General features: G+C 70.8%; 17 protein-coding genes. 10 read left to right on the top strand and 7 right to left on the bottom strand.

Features of this window, described 5'->3' with window-relative positions; genetic code table 11:
* Positions 1-15: 15 nt before the first annotated feature.
* From L3X23_RS01715 to L3X23_RS01695, 5 genes are read right to left on the bottom strand one after another with little or no spacing between them, the layout of a single operon-like run.
* Entirely contained in the window at positions 16-1,335 is a 1,320-nt protein-coding gene (locus tag L3X23_RS01715; protein WP_237190216.1) for an MFS transporter, read from the bottom strand.
* Between the two features lie 31 nt (positions 1,336-1,366).
* Positions 1,367-1,546 carry a DUF2783 domain-containing protein gene (locus tag L3X23_RS01710; protein ID WP_237190215.1) on the bottom strand — a complete coding sequence of 60 codons (180 nt, stop codon included), beginning with the start codon at positions 1,544-1,546 and terminating at the stop codon, positions 1,367-1,369.
* On the bottom strand, positions 1,543-3,150 hold the full coding sequence (locus L3X23_RS01705) for an FAD-dependent monooxygenase (protein WP_237190214.1): 1,608 nt from the start codon (positions 3,148-3,150) through the stop codon (positions 1,543-1,545). Before L3X23_RS01705 ends, L3X23_RS01710 begins: the two co-directional genes overlap by 4 nt.
* The gene (locus tag L3X23_RS01700; RefSeq protein WP_237190213.1) at positions 3,147-4,301 is read right to left on the bottom strand and encodes a hypothetical protein; all 1,155 of its coding nucleotides are present in this window, start codon (positions 4,299-4,301) and stop codon (positions 3,147-3,149) included. Before L3X23_RS01700 ends, L3X23_RS01705 begins: the two co-directional genes overlap by 4 nt.
* 16 nt (positions 4,302-4,317) lie before the next feature.
* Positions 4,318-4,827 carry a VOC family protein gene (locus L3X23_RS01695; RefSeq protein WP_237190212.1) on the bottom strand — a complete coding sequence of 170 codons (510 nt, stop codon included), beginning with the start codon at positions 4,825-4,827 and terminating at the stop codon, positions 4,318-4,320.
* A 125-nt stretch (positions 4,828-4,952) separates the two neighbouring features.
* Here L3X23_RS01695 and L3X23_RS01690 point away from each other — a divergent pair, with 125 nt between their 5' ends.
* The 8 genes from L3X23_RS01690 (at position 4,953) to L3X23_RS01655 (ending at position 13,412) form a co-directional block, all read left to right on the top strand.
* Positions 4,953-5,642 carry an IclR family transcriptional regulator gene (locus L3X23_RS01690; protein WP_237190211.1) on the top strand — a complete coding sequence of 230 codons (690 nt, stop codon included), beginning with the start codon at positions 4,953-4,955 and terminating at the stop codon, positions 5,640-5,642.
* Between the two features lie 58 nt (positions 5,643-5,700).
* Positions 5,701-6,678: a MarR family winged helix-turn-helix transcriptional regulator gene (locus L3X23_RS01685; protein WP_237190210.1), complete on the top strand. Its 978-nt coding sequence runs from the start codon at positions 5,701-5,703 to the stop codon at positions 6,676-6,678.
* Positions 6,679-6,783: 105 nt separating this feature from the next.
* Entirely contained in the window at positions 6,784-7,902 is a 1,119-nt protein-coding gene (locus L3X23_RS01680) for an aromatic ring-hydroxylating dioxygenase subunit alpha (RefSeq protein WP_237190209.1), read from the top strand.
* 51 nt (positions 7,903-7,953) lie between these two features.
* Positions 7,954-9,273, top strand: a complete 1,320-nt coding sequence (locus L3X23_RS01675; RefSeq protein ID WP_237190208.1) for an MFS transporter — start codon at positions 7,954-7,956, stop codon at positions 9,271-9,273.
* On the top strand, positions 9,270-10,316 hold the full coding sequence (locus L3X23_RS01670) for a cupin domain-containing protein (protein ID WP_237190207.1): 1,047 nt from the start codon (positions 9,270-9,272) through the stop codon (positions 10,314-10,316). Before L3X23_RS01675 ends, L3X23_RS01670 begins: the two co-directional genes overlap by 4 nt.
* Positions 10,313-11,494 carry an FAD-dependent monooxygenase gene (locus L3X23_RS01665; RefSeq protein ID WP_237190206.1) on the top strand — a complete coding sequence of 394 codons (1,182 nt, stop codon included), beginning with the start codon at positions 10,313-10,315 and terminating at the stop codon, positions 11,492-11,494. Before L3X23_RS01670 ends, L3X23_RS01665 begins: the two co-directional genes overlap by 4 nt.
* 25 nt (positions 11,495-11,519) lie before the next feature.
* Positions 11,520-12,419 carry a fumarylacetoacetate hydrolase family protein gene (locus L3X23_RS01660; RefSeq protein WP_237190205.1) on the top strand — a complete coding sequence of 300 codons (900 nt, stop codon included), beginning with the start codon at positions 11,520-11,522 and terminating at the stop codon, positions 12,417-12,419.
* A gap of 30 nt (positions 12,420-12,449) precedes the next feature.
* Positions 12,450-13,412: a PDR/VanB family oxidoreductase gene (locus L3X23_RS01655; RefSeq protein ID WP_237190204.1), complete on the top strand. Its 963-nt coding sequence runs from the start codon at positions 12,450-12,452 to the stop codon at positions 13,410-13,412.
* Positions 13,413-13,977: 565 nt separating this feature from the next.
* Here the strand turns inward: L3X23_RS01655 and L3X23_RS01650 are convergent.
* Positions 13,978-14,538 (bottom strand): Rv3235 family protein, encoded by a 561-nt coding sequence (locus L3X23_RS01650; RefSeq protein ID WP_237190203.1) that lies wholly within the window; start codon positions 14,536-14,538, stop codon positions 13,978-13,980.
* Positions 14,539-14,970: 432 nt separating this feature from the next.
* Between L3X23_RS01650 and L3X23_RS01645 the strand changes: the two genes are divergently transcribed.
* Positions 14,971-15,819: an IS5 family transposase gene (locus L3X23_RS01645; RefSeq protein WP_237190202.1), complete on the top strand. Its 849-nt coding sequence runs from the start codon at positions 14,971-14,973 to the stop codon at positions 15,817-15,819.
* 31 nt (positions 15,820-15,850) lie between these two features.
* On the opposite strand, the gene L3X23_RS01640 is transcribed toward L3X23_RS01645, so the two are convergent.
* The gene (locus L3X23_RS01640; RefSeq protein WP_237190201.1) at positions 15,851-16,444 is read right to left on the bottom strand and encodes a plasmid pRiA4b ORF-3 family protein; all 594 of its coding nucleotides are present in this window, start codon (positions 16,442-16,444) and stop codon (positions 15,851-15,853) included.
* Positions 16,445-16,655: 211 nt separating this feature from the next.
* Between L3X23_RS01640 and L3X23_RS01635 the strand changes: the two genes are divergently transcribed.
* Positions 16,656-17,165 (top strand): DinB family protein, encoded by a 510-nt coding sequence (locus tag L3X23_RS01635; protein ID WP_255734069.1) that lies wholly within the window; start codon positions 16,656-16,658, stop codon positions 17,163-17,165.
* The last annotated feature ends 163 nt before the right edge of the window (positions 17,166-17,328 follow it).

Raw genomic sequence — 17,328 nt, 5'->3', positions numbered from 1 at the left:
GTGGGACGAGGTGTGTCAGGGGGTGTCGGGTCGGGACGCGGCGGGCAGGAAGACCACGGCGACGAGGCTCACGAGGGCGGTGGCCATCGCGTAGAGGGCGACCGACGTCGAGCTCGCTGTGGAGTTGTACAGGGCGGTGGCGATGATCGGGGCCAGCCCGCCGCCGAGAACGGATCCGGCCTGGTAGGCAATGGACGATCCGCTGTAGCGCACGGCGACGGGGAACATCTCGGCGATGAGCGCGGCCTGGGGGCCGGCCATCGCGGCGATGGCGAGAGCCGCGACGACGAACGCGACGACCATCGCCGCGGTGTGAGTGCTGTCCACCAGGAGGAAGAAGGGGAACGCCCAAGCGGCGGCCAACGACGCTCCGATCACGAAGACCCGCCTACGGCCGATCCGGTCGGCGAGCAGCGCGCTCCCCGCGATCGCGACGAGCCAGACGACGGCGGCGACGAGGGTCAGCCAGAGCATCGTGCTCCGTGGCAGCTTCAGCGCCGTGGTGCCGTAGGCGAGCATGTAGACCAGGACGAGGTAGCCGAGCGCGGTGGCCGCGACCGTGGCTCCGGTGCCGACGAGGAGCTCGCGGGGATGCTGCACGACGACCTGCACCAGAGGCCTGCGGTTCTGCCTCCCACGGGAGGCCGCGGCCTCGGCGAAGAGCGGACTCTCGTGGATGGAGAGTCGCACGAGCAGGCCGATGACGATCAGCACCGCGCTGAGCAGGAACGGGATGCGCCACCCCCAGGACGCGAACTGGTCGGGGCTCACGGCGGCGTTGAGGACCAGGAAGGCGACGCTCGACAGCACGATCCCGGCAGGCACTCCCATCTGCGGGAAGCTTCCGTAGAAGGCGCGCCTGCGGGGCGGGGCGTGTTCGACCGCCATGAGGACGGCGCCGCCCCATTCCGCGCCCACGCCCAGACCCTGCACGAGCCGGAGGACGACCAGCCCGATCGGCGCCCAGATCCCGACCTGCTCGTAGGTGGGGAGCAGCCCGATGAGCACGGTCGCGGCGCCCATCGCGAGCAGGGAGGCCACCAGGACCGACTTGCGCCCCCTGCGGTCGCCGAGGTGGCCCGCGATCAGCCCACCCAACGGGCGGGCGACGAACCCCACGGCGAAGGTGCTGAAGGCGGCAAGGGTGCCTGCTGTCGCCGAGAGCGAGGGGAAGAACTGGGGGCCGAAGACGAGCGCTGCGGCCGCGCCGTAGATGAAGAAGTCGTACCACTCGACGGTGGTGCCGAGGAAGCTCGCGGCGAGGACCCGGCGCTGCTCGGCGGGGGTCGAGGCGTGGGCCGAGTGGGTGGGTCGTTGTTCGGGCGTCGTGGTCATCGTTGTCCTGACGTCGTCGTCGAAGTGGTGGTCAAGAAGGCAGGCGAGCGTCGTCGATCCGTCGTTGGAGCAGGGCGGGGTCGCCGAGGTCGGCGGCGAGCAGCAGAACGAGCCGGGCCAGATACTCCGGGGTGTCGGCACTACCGGTCTGCTCGAGGGCGCGGGTGAGTGCGAGGTAGACCGTGTCGAGGTCCTCGGCCGACAGGGTCATGGCGACTCCGGAGGTGAGAGGCGGGCGAGGGCGGTCTCGAGTTCGGTGTCGTCCGGTCGGGCCCAGGCGCCCGCGACGTGCCCGTCCGGGCGGACGAGGACGACATCGCCGGGCCTGGCCTGCCAGCGTTCCTGTGCGCGGCCCGTCGGGTCCACGAACACCCGTCCCGGAACGCCCACCGGGGCCTCCGCCCCCGCTCCCAGAACGGTGAGCACGTCGAGGTCGTGGTGTGCCGGGACGGCCGAGGGCGGACTGCCGAAGCAGACCAGCGCGGCGGCCCGTCCGAGGTGGCGGCTCAGGTGCGTCGACCCACCGTCGGCGGCCGTCACGAGTGCGTCGGGGAAGACCTCGCCGACGGTGGGCCCGGTGGCGGGCGCACCGGCCCGAGGTACCGCGTGCAGGTCGGAGTCCGGATGGCCCACCGTGCCCGTCTGCCGGGGATCGATGACGGCGCGCAGGTGCGTATGGCCCTCGGCGACCAGCCCGAGCAGTGCCCGCCGGACGAGGTGGTGGGCCGGCGTGGGCGGGGCCATGAACAGCGTGGACCGGGTTGCGAGCGCGAGGTTGCTGCGCGCGGCGGCCAGGCGCTCGGTCGAGTACGTCTCCAGCAGGTCCGCACCGGCCCGGCCGTCGAGGACGGCGGCCAGCTTCCACGCCAGGTTGTTCGCGTCCTCCACGGCCGAGTTCAGGCCGCGGATCCCGAAGATGGGGATCAGGTGGGCCGCGTCGCCCGCGAGGAGCACCCGACCGTAGCGGTAGCGGGGAGCGGTGAGGGCTCGGGCCTGGTACGTCGAGGCCCAGACGACCTCGAACGGCCCGGCCTCGCCGATGTGGTCGAGGTGCTCGCGCACCCGTCCGACGACGTCGGCGACGAGCTCGTCGGGGTCAGCGGCCGGGTCGCCGTCGATCTGGTAGTCCAGCCGCCAGACATCCGCTGGTTGGCGGTGCATGAGAACCGTGGAGCCGGGGTTGGAGGGCGGGTCGAACCAGGCCCGTCGTTCGGCGGGGTGGTCGCTGTGCAGGCGGACGTCGACGATGACGTAGCGGGTGTCCCAGCTCTGTCCCTCCAGCCGGACACCGAGCTGCTCTCGAACGGTGCTGCGGGCGCCGTCGCACGCCACCAGCCAGCTCGCCCTCGCGGTCGCACGCCCGGCGGCCGTCCGGATCTCCACCCGGACGTCATCGGCCGTGGAGCTGATCGCGGTGACCTGGCATCCCCAGCGGATCCGGACGAGATCGGGCACGGTCTTGTGGATCTCCTCGAGCAGGATCCGGGTCACGTCCTCCTGGGCCAGGTTGAGCATGGCCGGGAAGGCCTCGTCGGGCTCGTCCGGCAGTTCCAGCCGGAACACCTCGGTGTCGCGGTAGAAGCTGCGCGATCCGACCCAGGGCGCACCCTTCTCCAGGCAGGTGTCCGCCACGCCGAGGGTGTCGAAGATCTGCAGGGTCCGCCGCGAGAGCCCCAGCGCGCGACTTCCCGCGGCGACGTCGTCGGCGGCGTCGAGCACCTCGCTGCTGATGCCGCGCTGGGCCAGGCCGAGCGCGGTGACCAGTCCGGTGGGTCCGGCGCCCACGATGACGACGGCGGGCGTCGTGCTCGTCATCCGGTCTCCCGTGCCCACCGGACGATGTGCTCGCACATCTCGCGAGCGAGCTCGGGCTGACCGCGGAAGTAGTGGTCGGCGCCCTTGATCACGGTGAGCTCGCGCCGGTCGTGGGTGATGGCGTCGAACATCGCCGAGGCGTGCGAGGGGAAGGCCGCGGTGTCCGCCGAGCCGTAGACGACCTGCACGGGTGCCGAGACGTGGGGCAGCTCGGCCGGGGCGTTGGCCCGGCTCTCGTCGACGCTCCACTGGCTCAGCCAGGCACGCAGACTCGTCAGGTGACCGAGCGTCGCCGGCTGGTAGTTGGCCACCCAGGGGTGGCCCCACAACGTGGTCGCCTGGCGGTCCGACGGGTCCAGGGTCAGGTCCAGGAACCGGGGGTCGGCCGCCGTGCCGTGCACGACGAAGGGCAGGTTGTCGATCCGCATACCGTCCGGCGTGGTCGGCGACTCGGTGCGCAGCCACTCCAGCCGCTCTCGCACCCAGCGGGTGATCCGACGGTTGCGGGCGAGCTGGGCCTCGCGGTATCGCACGACGAACTCCCTCGAGTACGCGGGCCCGTTCCTCGGGTCGAACATGTCGAGGTCGGGGTCGCGGTCGAACGGACGAGCCTCGTCGACGATGGCGGGGTCCAGGTACTCGGTGAAGACCGTCGCCCTGCCGGGATGCGCCATGGCCATGACGAGCGCGTCGGCAGGCGGAAGGTCCGCGGCGGTGAGGTCGGGCGGGTCTCCGGCAGGGGTCGCGGTGATCGTGGGCCGCTCGGCCTGGCTCTGGTACAACGCGGCCAGCCCGCCGCCACCGGAGTTCCCGACCAGCACGACCCGGCGGTAACCGAGGTCCCGCAGGTGCCGGATGGCGGCGCCGACGTCGACCACGCAGTCCTCCATGGTCAACGAGGTGTCGTTGCCGATGAACCGCGTGGTCAGGCCGACGGCGTCGACCCCGAGCTCGGCGAGCGGACGCAAGGCGTAGTGGCCCAGGAAGTTGGACGTGGGGTGCACGATGAGCACGACCACGTCCTGCTGGAGCGGCTGGGCGCGCCAGCGGCTGGCCCACAGGGTCTGGCTCAGCCGAGCGACACCGGAGTAGATGTCGACGCGGTCCGGCGACGCGGCGCAGGGGATGGCGAGGGTGTCGCGGTCGACCATGTCGTTCTCCTTCCGTTCAGGCGACGGGGGCCGGCAGGGGCAGGCCCCGCTCGTCGCACCACCGCTGGAGCGACTCCAGCCCCTCCGTCCGGTCCTGCTCGCCGAGCTCGCGGGTCTGCACGGTCAGCTCGATCCGCACGCCGTTCGGATCGAAGACATAGATCGAGAGCCAGGTGCCGTCGTGGTCGACCACGCCGACCGGTTCGATGTCGTGATCGAGGAAGTGCTGCCTCCACTCGTGCAGCTCGTCCACCGTGGCCACGTCGAGGGCGAGGTGCCGGATCCACGTGGGCACCCCGTCAGGCTGGGGGGTGGGAAGACCGTCCACCTCGAAGAACGCGACGCAGCCACCGTCGGAGAGGCCGTAGAAGGTGTGCAAGAACGGCGTGGGGTCCCCGGTCGAGGGCACCTGGTCGAGCTGGATCGCAGCGACGAAGGGGCACCGGAGCACCTCCGTGTAGAAGCGGTAGGTCGCTGCGGAGTCCCACGTGGGGTAGGCGATGTGGTTCAACGAGATCGGCTGCACGTCACTTCCAGACTTGACACAAAATCGGACACTGTGACACATTGCTGAGGCACCCGACTGTGCGGCAGCCGGCACCGTTCGTCAAGGGCTCGAGCTGGACTGCGACCCGCGAGCAGGAGCACGTGATGGACGAACCGGGCTCGACCAGCAACGACCGGGCGAAGACCCTGGACCGGGGGATCCGCGTACTGAAGCTGCTCGCGGTCGCCGACGAAAGCCTCTCCGTCGCCGCCATCGCGGCCGAGCTCGGACTGCATCGCCAGGTCGTGTACCGCCTGCTCGGCAGCCTCGAGGAACACGGGCTGGCGCAGAAGGCGAGCACGGGTCGCTACCGGCTGGGGTTCGGCGCCGTCACCCTCGCCGGAGCCTGGATGCCCCGCCTCGAGGAGTCGCTACGCCCGGTGCTGCGCGACTTGGCCGAGGCCTGCTCGGCGACGGCGTTCCTGATGGCCGAAGAGGCCGAGGACGCGGTGGCACTCCTGGTCGTCGAGCCGGTCAACACCCAGTTCCACCTCTCGTTCCGGGCGGGCAGCCGACACCCGCTCACCCGCGGCGCGGGGGGTGTCGCGATCCTCGCGGGTCACCCCCAGTCCCCTGACGACCCGCCCGAGGTACGGGCGGCGCGGACAGCCGGCATCGCCATCAGCAAGGAGCAGGTAACGTCGGGGACGCTCGGCGTCGCCGCCCCGGTCCGGCTGCACAGCGGACTGGGGTCGATCGCGAGCATCGGCGTCATCGCGGTTCTCGGTGGCGCGGACGTGGACCGCCTCGCCCGCGAGGTGCGGGCCGCCGCCCGACGCGTCCACGGCGGCTGAGTGGACGAGACACGCCGAGCCCCCGGCACGTCACGGGACGCGTGCCACACTGGTGGCGATGACCGCGAACCAGCATGGTCCGGCCGCGGGCGCGCCCCTTCCGACGCTCGAGCTGGCCCGCACGCCGGGCCACCTCATTCGCCGGGCGCAGCGTGTGCACGGTGTGCTGTGGGCTCGCTACGTCGGCCCCGAAACCACGAGCCCGCAGTTCGCGGTGCTGTCCACCGTCGCAGGTCGGCCGGGGTTGGACCAGACGACGGTGGGTACGCTCGCCTCGCTGGACAAGTCGACGACGGTCGACATCGTCCGCCGCCTGGTCCGGCACGGCTGGATCACCGCGGGCCCCGACCCGGAGGACCGCAGGCGGAAGGTGCTCGATCTGAGCAGGCCGGCCCGAGCCGCGCTCCAGACGCTGACCAGCCGCGCCGCGTTGGTCCAGCAGGCGTTGTTGGCTCCACTCGATCCCCGACGTGCCCAGGCCTTCGTGCGAGACCTCGCCACGTTGGCCTACGAGGGAGCCTACGAGCGGACAGCGGTCGACGACGCCCGACCGATCGAGCTCGGCCTCGAGCTGTCCACGACACCAGGACACCTGATCCGGCGCGCCCAACAGGCGTACACGGTGCGCTGGACGCAGCGCTTCCACGGCACCCTCACCGGACCGCAGTACGCGGTCCTCTGCGCCCTGGCCCAGCAGGAGCCCAGTGACCAGGCCCGCCTGGGCGAGGCCGCATCCCTGGACAAGTCGTCGACGGCCGAGGTCGTGGAGCGTCTCGCGTCCCGCGACCTGATCACCGTGATCACCGACGTGAGCGACCGACGCCGCAAGAAGCTCCTGCTCTCCCCCGGCGCCCGGAAGGCCCTCCCCGGGCTGACCGCCACCGCCGCCGAGGTCCAGGCGGAGCTCATGGACCTGCTCCCGGCCGAGGCCCGTTCGGCGTTCCTCGCCTCACTCGCGTCGGTGGCGTACGCCGAGATCACGGAGGACGCCGCGCCTTCAGACGCCGGATCCGACCGGACGGCACCACGCGCCTGACCGCACCGTCCGTTGACAGCGCGACGGCGAGCTGCCACTCTCATATGAGATTAGTGCGTACACGGAGCAATCTCCACACATCGCCGTGAGAATCGAGGCCAGCCTGTGTATCCCGACGAGTTCCCCCGCAATGCCTGGTACGTGGCGGCCCGCAGCGCCGAGCTCACCGAGGGTCGCCTGCTGCCCCGCTTCCTCCTCGGCGACCCGGTGGTTCTGTACCGGACGGGCGACGGCTCCCCGGTCGCGATGGTGGACCGCTGCGTGCACCGGCAGCTGCCGCTGTCGCTCGGGCGACTGCAGGGCGACCGCATCGAGTGCGGCTACCACGGCCTGACGTTCGACACCGACGGGTCCTGCGTGCGCATCCCCGGCTCCTCCCGCATCTCCGACCGGGTCCGGGTGCAGACCTTCCCGCTGATCGAGGGCGACGGGCTCGTCTGGATCTGGATGGGCGAGCCGAACAGCGCCGACCCGGGACAGATCCCCGACCACCAGTGGTACACAGCCGAGGGCTGGACGACGGCGGCGGGCACGCTGCACATGGACGCGCGGGCCCAGCTGCTCAACGAGAACCTCCTCGACCTCTCGCACCTGTCGTTCCTGCACCCGGAGTCGATCGGCTCCCCCGAGATCGCCGAGATTCCGGTCTCGGTCAGCTTCGACGAGCGGACCGTCACCGTCCAGCGCGATATGAGAGCCGTGGAGTGCCCGCCGTTCTTCACCCGGGTCACCGGCATCGACGAGTCGATCGACCGCCGGCAGATCGCCGAGTTCTTCGCACCGGCCTTCCACATCACGACCACGACACTCAAGCCCGCGGCGGACGGCGACGACTCACGGATGGCTCGACAGAAGACGATGCACGCGATCACGCCCGAGACCCGCACGACGACGCACTACTTCTGGTCGGTGTCGCGCGACTACGCGGTCCAGGACCAGGCGGTCACCGACTACACACTCGACGCCGTCGCGGGCGTGTTCGAGCAGGACATCCAGGCCTGCGAGGCGATCGAGCACATCATCGCGTCCTGGGAGCCCTCGTACCCGCTCGAGCTGAACATCAAGGTGGATGCCGGACCGCTGCAGTCGCGGAAGATCATCGAGAAGATGCTCACCACCGAGGGTGCGCATGCCGGGGCGCGTGCCCAGGACCGGTTCACCGACACCGCAACCCGCGCCGCCGCCAAGGCCTGGACCGCACGCGCGGAGACACTCCGGGCCTGAACGACCGCTCCACGCCTTCACGTTCATTGATGCGTACACGGAGGAATGACGATGACGTCTCCCGCCCCGTCCCCCCACCAGACCGCTCTCGCCCGCCGCGTCGCCCGCGCCAGCTTCATCGGGACGACGATCGAGTGGTACGACTTCTTCATCTACGCCACCGCCGCCGCGCTGGTGTTCGGCCCGCAGTTCTTCCCCACCGGCTCGACGTTGGCCTCGACGCTGGCGGCCTACTCGACCCTGGCCGTCGGCTTCATCGCGCGACCGATCGGCGGCATCATCATGGGGCACTTCGGTGACCGGGTGGGCCGCAAGCAGCTCCTGGTCTTCTCCCTGTTGCTCATGGGCGCGGCGACCTTCCTCATCGGGCTGCTGCCCGGCTACGCCACCATCGGCGTCTGGGCACCGATCCTGCTGGTGCTCCTGCGCTTCGCCCAGGGCATCGGTGTGGGGGGCGAGTGGGGCGGGGCCGTGCTGATGGCAGTCGAGCACGCACCCCCGCGCAAGCGCACCTTCTACGGGTCCTTCCCCCAGATGGGGCTTCCCGCGGGCATCATCGTCTCCAACCTCGTCTTCCTCGTCATCAACCAGTTCGTGAGCCAGGCCCAGTTCGCGTCCTGGGGTTGGCGGATCCCGTTCCTGCTCTCGGCGGCGCTGGTGGTCTTCGGCCTGATCATCCGGCTGCGGATCATGGAGTCGCCCGAGTTCGCCGCGATGAAGGACGACGGTCGGGTGGCCCGCCGGCCCCTGATCGAGGTCGTTCGTCGCCACCCCCGGCAACTGCTGCTGACCAGCGGGGCGAGCATCGCCGCGCCGGCGCTGGGCTACCTGGTGCTGGTCTACCTGCTCGGCTACGGGACCACCCAGCTCGGTCTCGGCCGCAGCACGATGCTGACGTTGATCATCATCGGCAGCGTCACCTGGATGCTCGCCATCGTGGGTTCGGCCGCACTGGCCGACCGGGTCGGTCGCAAGCCCGTGTTCCTGGCAGGCGCGGCACTCGCCACGGTGTGGTCGGTCCCGTTCTTCCTGCTTGTCGACACCGCACAACCGGTGATCATGGCCGTGTCCATCATCATCGCGACCACCGGCGTGGCCGTCATGGCCGGCCCTCAGGCGGCGCTGATCGCGGACGTCTTCCCCGTCCACATCCGCTACAGCGGCACCTCGACCGCCTACCAGGTCGGCAGCGTCCTGGGCGGGGCGGTCGCCCCGCTGGCCGCCACCGCGCTCTTCGCCGCGTACGACTCCTCTGCGCCGATCGGCCTCTACATGGCGGCGATGGGGCTGATCACGTTGGTCTCCATGGCCGCGCTGTCGGTGCCTGCCGCCGCCCGGTCCACGTCCTCCTCCCAGGAAGCTCTGGCATGAGTTCTCGTCGCTTCACCTCCTCCGATCCGGATCTCGACCTGCTGTACCGGGACCTCGACGAGCAGCAGCTGCAACCACTGTGGGAGTTGCGGGGCCTGCTCACCCCGACGCCGAAGGTGCGGTCGGTGCCGTTCCGGTGGCCCGCCAAGGAGCTGAAGGGCCTCGGCGAGCGGGCCGGTCACCTGGTCACGATCGACCGCGGCGGCGACCGCCGCGTGCTGGCCTGCGCCAACCCGGGTCTGGGCGGGGCGCCGTACGCGGTGTCCACGCTGTGGGCGGCTGTGCAGTACCTCGGCCCCCACGAGGTCGCCCCCGCGCACCGGCACACCCCGGCCGCACTGCGTTTCGTCCTCGAAGGCGCAGGGGTCTGGACCCTCGTCGACGGCGATCCGCTGGCGATGTCGGCGGGAGACCTCATCCTGACGCCGAGCTGGACCTTCCACGAGCATCACAACTCGTCCGATCAGCCCATGCTGTGGATGGACGTGCTCGACCTGCCCGTCGTGGCGGCGCTGGAAGCGGTGTTCTTCGAGGAGGGCCCCACCGACGAGGGCGAGCGGGGCGCCGCACCGGAATCACGCTCGGAACGCGACTACGGCACCGCCGGGCTCCTCCCCCCGCCTGGCCGGCGGGCCCGGCCGCCCTACTCCCCCCTGCTGGCCTACCGCTGGGCCGACACCGATCGGGCGCTCGGCCGACGCCTGGAGGCGACGGGTGCCGCCGCCGCGACGATGACCTTCGTCGACCCGACCCGCGGCACGGACGTGATGCCCACGATGCGCTGCGAAGCCCACCGGATCCGTGCAGGCGGACGCGGCGTCCGCAGCCGGCAGACCGGATCCCGGGTGGCCACGGTGTTCCGTGGCAGCGGCGTCGCCGTGCTCGGTGAGCAACGGTTCGACCTGGCTCCGGGCGACATCATCGCCATCCCGTCCTGGACGAGCTGGCACCTCGAGGCCGACGACCAGCTCGACCTGTTCAGCACGAGCGACGCCCCCGTGCTCGCGGCGCTCGGTCTCTACCGCGAGGAGGAGCTGCCGTGACCCGGGAGCTGCACGTGCCGCTGCTGATCGTCGGGGGCGGGATCGGCGGCCTCGCCACCGCGCTGGCCGTGGCGCGCACCGGACGGCCGGTGCACCTGATCGAGCAGGCCCCGGAGTTCACCGAGATCGGCGCGGGACTGCAGATCGGCGCCAACGCGACCCGGATGATGCATCGCCTCGGGGTCCTCGACGCCGTAGAGCGCGCCGCCGTGCACCCCGAGCGGGCCACGATGCGCGACGCGAGGACCGGGGAGAAGCTCACCGGCCTGACCCTGGGCAGCACCTACCAAGCCCGCTACGGCTTCCCCTACCTGGTGATGCACCGCAGCGACCTGCTCCAGATCCTGCTCGACGCCTGCACCGCCGAGCCGTCGATCACGCTGGAGAACAACCGCACCGTCACCGACGTCGTGGTCGACGCGGACAGCGTCCGCATCGACTGCGCCAACAGCTTCCAGTACCGCGCGGACGTGGTGATCGGGGCCGACGGGCTCCGCTCCCGGCTGCGGCGGCTGTTCGTCGACGACGAGCCGGTCTGCAGCGGGTACGTGGCCTACCGCGGTACGATGCCCATCGCGGAGGTGCCCACCGACGTCGAGTCCAACGACGTCGTGCTGTGGGTCGGCCCGCGGATGCACCTGATGCAGTACCCGGTCCGGGCCGGTGCGCTCTACAACCAGGTCGCCGTCTTCCACAGCGAGAGCTTCGCGAGCGGCCGCGACGAGTGGGGCACGCCCGAGGAGCTCGACGCGGTGTATGCGGACACGGTCGAGCCCGTCCGGCGCAGCGCCGGCTCCGTCTCGCGGGCTCGGCACTGGCCCCTCTACGACCGCGAGCCGCTCGACTCCTACGTCCGGGGCAGGGTCGCGCTGCTCGGCGACGCCGCGCACCCGATGCTGCAGGTCCTCGGGCAGGGTGCGTGCCAGGCCCTCGAGGACGCCGTCTGCCTCGCCGACCAGCTCGTCGCCCACCCGGAGGACGTCGAGAAGGCGCTGGCCTCCTACGAGGAGGCGCGACTCCCCCGGACCACCGAGTGCCAGCGCGCAGCGCGTCCCTGGGCCGAGATCTGGCACCTCACCGACCCGCTCGCCGTCGCACTGCGCAACCGGATCCTCCGCGCTCGAGCCGACGACGACTACGACGACGTCGACTGGCTCTACGCCGAGCTCCCGGCCTGACCCGCACCCTGTTGGAGAGAACCTCATGAAGCTGTGCAGTTTCCTGGACCCGTCGGGCGCCCACCGGGTCGGTGTGGTGACCGACCAGGGCGTCGTCGACGTCACCGAGCAGATTCCGGCCGACGGCGCGGGAGGCCCGATGCGGCGGCTGCTCGCCGCCGGGACCGACCTGCGTGAGCTGCGCACCGACGGCTCGGTCGTGCCTGCTCCGCGGCTGCTCGCACCGGTCCCCGACCCCACCAAGATCGCCGCCGCGCCCGTCAACTACCGCGACCACCAGGTCGAGATGACCCAGGACAGCCACATCGACTCCCTCGGCGTGTTCCTGAAGGCCCCCAGCTCGTTGACCGGTGACGGTGGGCTGGTCGAGCTCCCCTACGACGACCGACGCTTCGACCAGGAGGGCGAGCTCGCCGTCGTCATCGGTCGCCGCGCGACCCACGTGCCGGTGACCGAGGCACTCGCCCACGTCGCCGGCTACACCTGCCTGCTCGACATGACCATGCGGGGCGGGGAGGACCGTTCGCTGCGCAAGAGCTTCGACACGTTCACCCCGGTAGGGCCGCACCTGGTGACACCGGACGAGGTCGGACCGCTGGCCGAGCTGGAGCTGCACACCTGGGTGGGCGGCGTGCTGCGGCAGCGCGCCGACATCCGCGACCTGATCTGGGGGATTCCGGAGCTGATCTCGTACGTCAGCTCGGTCATGGTCCTCGAGCCGGGCGACATCGTGACCTCCGGCACGCCCGCCGGGGTCGGGCAGGTGCACGACGGCGACGACGTCGTCGTCGAAGTCACGAACATCGGCCGGCTGAGCGTCACCGTCACCGACAAGGGCGCCGTCTCCTGCCCCACCCGCGGCAAGGACAAGGGACCCAAGCCGCCCGCCGAGCTCACCCCCGTCGCCGAGCGAACCTGCGTCTGACACCCCGTCGCCGCAGGAGAGGAGTAGATCGTGCACGTCACCCACGACGAGGTCGACCTGCAGCTGGAGGTGGTCCGACGCCACGACGCGGCGGAGGGCGTCGTCGTCCTCGAGCTGCGTGCACCGTCCGGTGACAACCTGCCGGAATGGTCTCCGGGCGCACACATCGATCTCGAGCCGGCCCCCGGCATGGTGCGCCAGTACTCGCTGTGTGGCGATCCCGCCGAGCGCGACGTCTGGCGGATCGGTGTGCTGCGTGAGCCGGCCGGCCGCGGTGGCTCCGCATTCGTCCACGACCGGCTCCACCTCGGCACGCTCGTCCCCGTCCGCGGACCACGCAACAACTTCCCGTTCGAGCCGGCCGGGAACTACGTGTTCGTCGCCGGCGGCATCGGGATCACGCCGCTGCTCCCCATGCTCTCCGCTGCCGACGGCGCGGGAGCACAGTGGCGGCTCCACTACGGCGGGCGGACCCGGGGCTCCATGGCCTTCGTGGACAACCTGCAGAACGCGCATCCCGACCGCGTCGCCGTACACCCGCAGGACGAGGTCGGGCTCTTGGACCTGCCGACGATCCTGGGCGACCCGCAACCGGACACCCTGGTGTACGCCTGCGGCCCCGAACCCCTGCTCCAGGCGATCGAGCAACGGTGCGCAGCCTGGCCCGAAGGCAGCCTGCACGTCGAACGCTTCAGCCCCAAGGCCGTCGGCGAACCGGTACGCACCACGAGCTTCGAGGTCGAGCTGACGACATCGGGGATGACCCTCACCGTGCCGCCCGACAAGTCCATCCTCCAGGTCGCCGCGGAGGCCGGCGTCTCCGTCCTGTACTCCTGCGAAGAGGGAACCTGCGGCACCTGCGAGACCAACGTCCTCGCCGGCGAGGTCGACCACCGCGATTCCCTGCTGTCCCCGACCGAGCAAGCCGCCCACGACACGATGTTCATCTGCGTCTCCCGCGCCGCCGGACCACGCCTGGTGCTCGAGTTGTGACTCGATGTTGCCGCGAGCGCGCCTGGTGCCGGTGCCCGGTCGACCTGTCATCGCACGCGAGTGAGGGCGGCTGGTGCCACGATGTCGGTCCCGGCGATCATGGAGTCCGACGTTCGTGCTGGTCAGGGTGTGGAGCGGGCGACGGGAATCGAACCCGCGTAGCTAGTTTGGAAGGTATTCAATCGTTACGAACAGCATGCTCTACCTGCGCAAACGTTCACAAGATCGTGCTCATGAGCAACTGCGGGCGCCTCGCTCGGTCACCGTTTCGCACCCCGTTTGATCCCCCGGCCTGCTTCTCGGACCCTCCAGCCGTCGACCGAGACAGCTAACTCGACCCGGCGCAGTCGGGCCCTGAGTCTCGGCATCCGCGGCGGACACGAGCAGGTCGCGCGTCTCGGCCTCGTTCCCGCGCGTTACGACCTCGCCCAGCACGCCGTCGCCGTCTCGGCGAGACAGTCCCGAGACCAGCACACCACCGAAGCCGGCGCGTCCGAAGCCGCGTTGACGGCTTCGTTCGCCCGAAGGCCCCCGAGGCCCCCGAGGCCTCGCCCGGCCGCCCAGCTCACAGGATCCGCACCGTCTCGCACACCCAGGAGTCCACACCGAACAGAGCGAACGACGCCGCCATCGCCCGACGCCGCCCCGCCAAGCGCAGCGACGCGGCGACCTCCACCGCGCCCTCATGCGGCTGATGCGGATGCACCGACAGCAACCTCACTCCCCCACACGACCCGGACCGACCAGCGGGCACCGCCGCGAGATAGCGCAGCACCCGCGGCGCCACCACACCGGTGATCTGACGCGCCGGGCGCCGCCCATCGAGCACCTCCACCACCAGCACCACCGTCCACGCCGCGGACAGCAACGCCGACCGGTCCGGGCGCACGTCCTCGACCAGCGGACCCGACGGCGGCGCGGCGAGCTCCTCGAGGTGCTCCCAATGCCCACAGCTCGGGCACGGCTCCAGCAGCTCGGTGTTGTCCCACACCACGTTCCGCAGCCGCGGCAGCCGCAGCTGCTCCCGCAGCCCATCCCGGGTCAGCGCGCCACGACCCTGCACCACAGAGCCGGTCTCGGCGACGATCTCGGTAACGGTCTCGGGCCTGGGCTGGGTGACGGTCATGGCGGCCTCCGTTCGACCGGAGCCGGGTCTGTCGGCCCGACCCCTTCAGGGGTGGCGGGGTGCTGTCCCCCGCCGCCGTGAGGCGCACCGGCACGGTCGAAGAGGCTCGCGGTCCACGGGCGGCCCTCGGGGCCGTCGCCGCAGGCGATGCGCAGCGAAGCGGAGCACCCTTGACCGGGAGGCGACCGTGCTACGCCAGGGCCGACAGGCCCCGCCCGAAGGGCGCCGACCAGCACTGTCGCGGCCAGCGCGGCCCTGAGCGCCTACGCCACACATACCCCGCCCCAGCCGGATCCGGCCAACAGTTGACAGTGGTCGCCGAAGGCGATGCGAAGCACATTCGAATGGGAGTGAGGCGTGCTAAGACCTCGTTTCAGAAGTCGGAGTGTCGGTCCTGTGTGGATCGCCGCGGGTAGCTGATCATGTCCGGCAATGGTGAGACGATCTTGTGTCGAGCGATTGGTCGGCGACGAGCTGTGGGCACTGGTGGAGCCACTGCTGCCCAAGCAACAGCGCAAGCCCAAGCGGGGACGGACGGGGCGGCCGCGGGTGCCGGACCGGGCTGCCCTGGCCGGGATCGTGTTCGTGCTCAAGACCGGGATCAGCTGGAACGCTCTGCCCGCCGAGCTCGGCTGCGGGTCCGGGGTGACCTGCTGGCGGCGGCTACGCGAGTGGCAGGAGGCCGGGGTCTGGGCGGAGCTGCACCGGGTGATGCTCGACCGCCTCGCCCAGCAGGACCTGCTGGACTGGTCGCGCGCGGCGGTGGACAGCGTGAGCGTGCGGGCCAAACGCCGCGGCGAGCTAACGGGGCCCTCGCCGACCGACCGCGGCAAGGCGGGCAGCAAATACCACGTGCTCTGCGACCGTAGCGGGCTGCCGCTGCACGCCCTGGTGACCGGGGCGAACACCCACGACAGCCGCATGCTCGCCCCGCTGTTGGACACCAACCCCGGCGTTCGCGAGCACGCCAGACGGCCGGGGCGGCCGCGTCGGCGCCCGGACAAGCTCCACGCCGACAAGGGCTACGACTATCCGCGCTGTCGCCGCTACCTGACCCGCCGTGGGATCGGGGTGCGGATCGCGCGGCGCGGGATCGAGGACTCCACCCGGCTCGGGCGGGTCCGCTGGGTCGTCGAGCGCACCATGTCCTGGCTGCTGGACTTCCGCCGTCTCGCGCTGCGCTACGACCGCGCCGAGTCCACGATCACCGCCCTGTTGTCGCTGGCCTGTGCCCTGATCTGCCACCGCCACCTCACCAGGGCGCGGCCGAAGCCGGTATGACGGTCGGCCCCGGTGCTCGCTGCGCTGTTGTCTACGAGGTCGGGGCCAGTGGTCGCCAGGCCAGCCACTCCAGGGCCCGGTCGGCCTCGTCGGGGTCGAAGCGGTGCGCGTCGAACGGCCCTCCCGCCCACTCCAGGCGCTCGGCGTGGTCGGGATGGGCAGGGTCGGCGATCACGGTCTGGAAGTCCTCGTACCCCCAGCTCCCGCCGACGTCCTCCGGTGGACACGCCCCTTGGCCTGCGATGCAGCGCGGGTAGCGCACCCCCGGCTGCGCGGCGAGGACGTTCTCCACGGCGATCTCGTGGGTCCAGTTGTCGCCGAAGTCGTAGATGTAGCCGAACCGGTCACCGGCCTTGACCAGCCGAAACAGCCTGGCCTTGGTCTCGTCGGCGACATCCTGGGAGGGCCAGTCGGGGTCCGGGATCCCGTAGCGGCGCCCGGCGACCTCGAACTCGTGCAGATGCGAGTTCGTCCACCCCATCACCGACTGCACCACCTCGTGCAACACCGCCAGATCGATCTCGCCGGGCACCTGCACCCGACGCCGGACCAGCGGCGTCACCCCGGCCAGGACGATCTCCAACTCGAGGATCTTCGTCTTCCCAGACACACGAGGCACGGCCATCAGCCGATGCTCTCAGCCGTCGCCGACACGGACAGGATCGGGCCCACCACTTCTGAAACGACGTCTAAGCCAACGGCCGGCAGTCCCTGCCACAGGCGGTCCGTCATTCGTTCCTGGCCGCGCGGGCCTGAGCGCCTACATTCCTGACCTGGTCTGCTCGACGAGGCCGGAGCACACTGCTCGGGTGGAACGGCAGAGCGCTCACTCCGAGATGGATCGAGCTCGCAACACGTTCCGGCGCCTCGTCGAGGCCGCATCCGACGAAGAGCTGAGCCGTCGCTCCGAGGGCACGATGTGGTCCAACCGGCAGCTGCTGTTCCACATGCTGCTCGGGTACGTCATCATCCGAGCACTTCGCCAGCTGATTCGACTGTTCAGCAGGCTCCCGCCGTGGGCGAGCCGTCGCTTCGCGCAGCTGCTCGCCGCAGGGACCAGACCCTTCGACGTGGTGAACTACGCAGGTTCAGCACTGGGCGGGTCGACGTTGACGCGGCGGCAGATGACCACGATGTTCGATCGCACGGTCGCGGGACTGCACCGCCGACTCGACGCCGAGTCAGACGCCGATCTCGCCCGCGGCATGCACTTCCCCACCCGATGGGACCCGTTCTTCGCTGACTTCATGACCCTGGCCGATCTCTACCGATTCCCGACACAGCACTTCGACTTCCACCTCCGCCAGCTCACCCTCAGAACCCGAAACGAGAACGCCGATGACTAGTGCAGCGTCCGTGCGTCCTGATCAAGCACCCGTCGGGTGTTGGTGCTGCGGACAGCCGATCCCCGACGACGCGCTGGTACGGCTGGGCGCTCACCCGGAGGTCGGCATCTGCGCGGACTGTGCCCGCTTCGTCAAGCGCCGGGCTGACGCGCTGCACGACTCC

This window comes from Pseudonocardia sp. WMMC193 (genome assembly GCF_021728735.1).
Classification (GTDB): Bacteria; Actinomycetota; Actinomycetes; order Mycobacteriales; family Pseudonocardiaceae; genus Pseudonocardia; species Pseudonocardia oroxyli.
The sequence above is the reverse complement of the archived record's forward strand: the minus strand, read 5'-3'. Positions and strand labels throughout refer to the sequence as shown.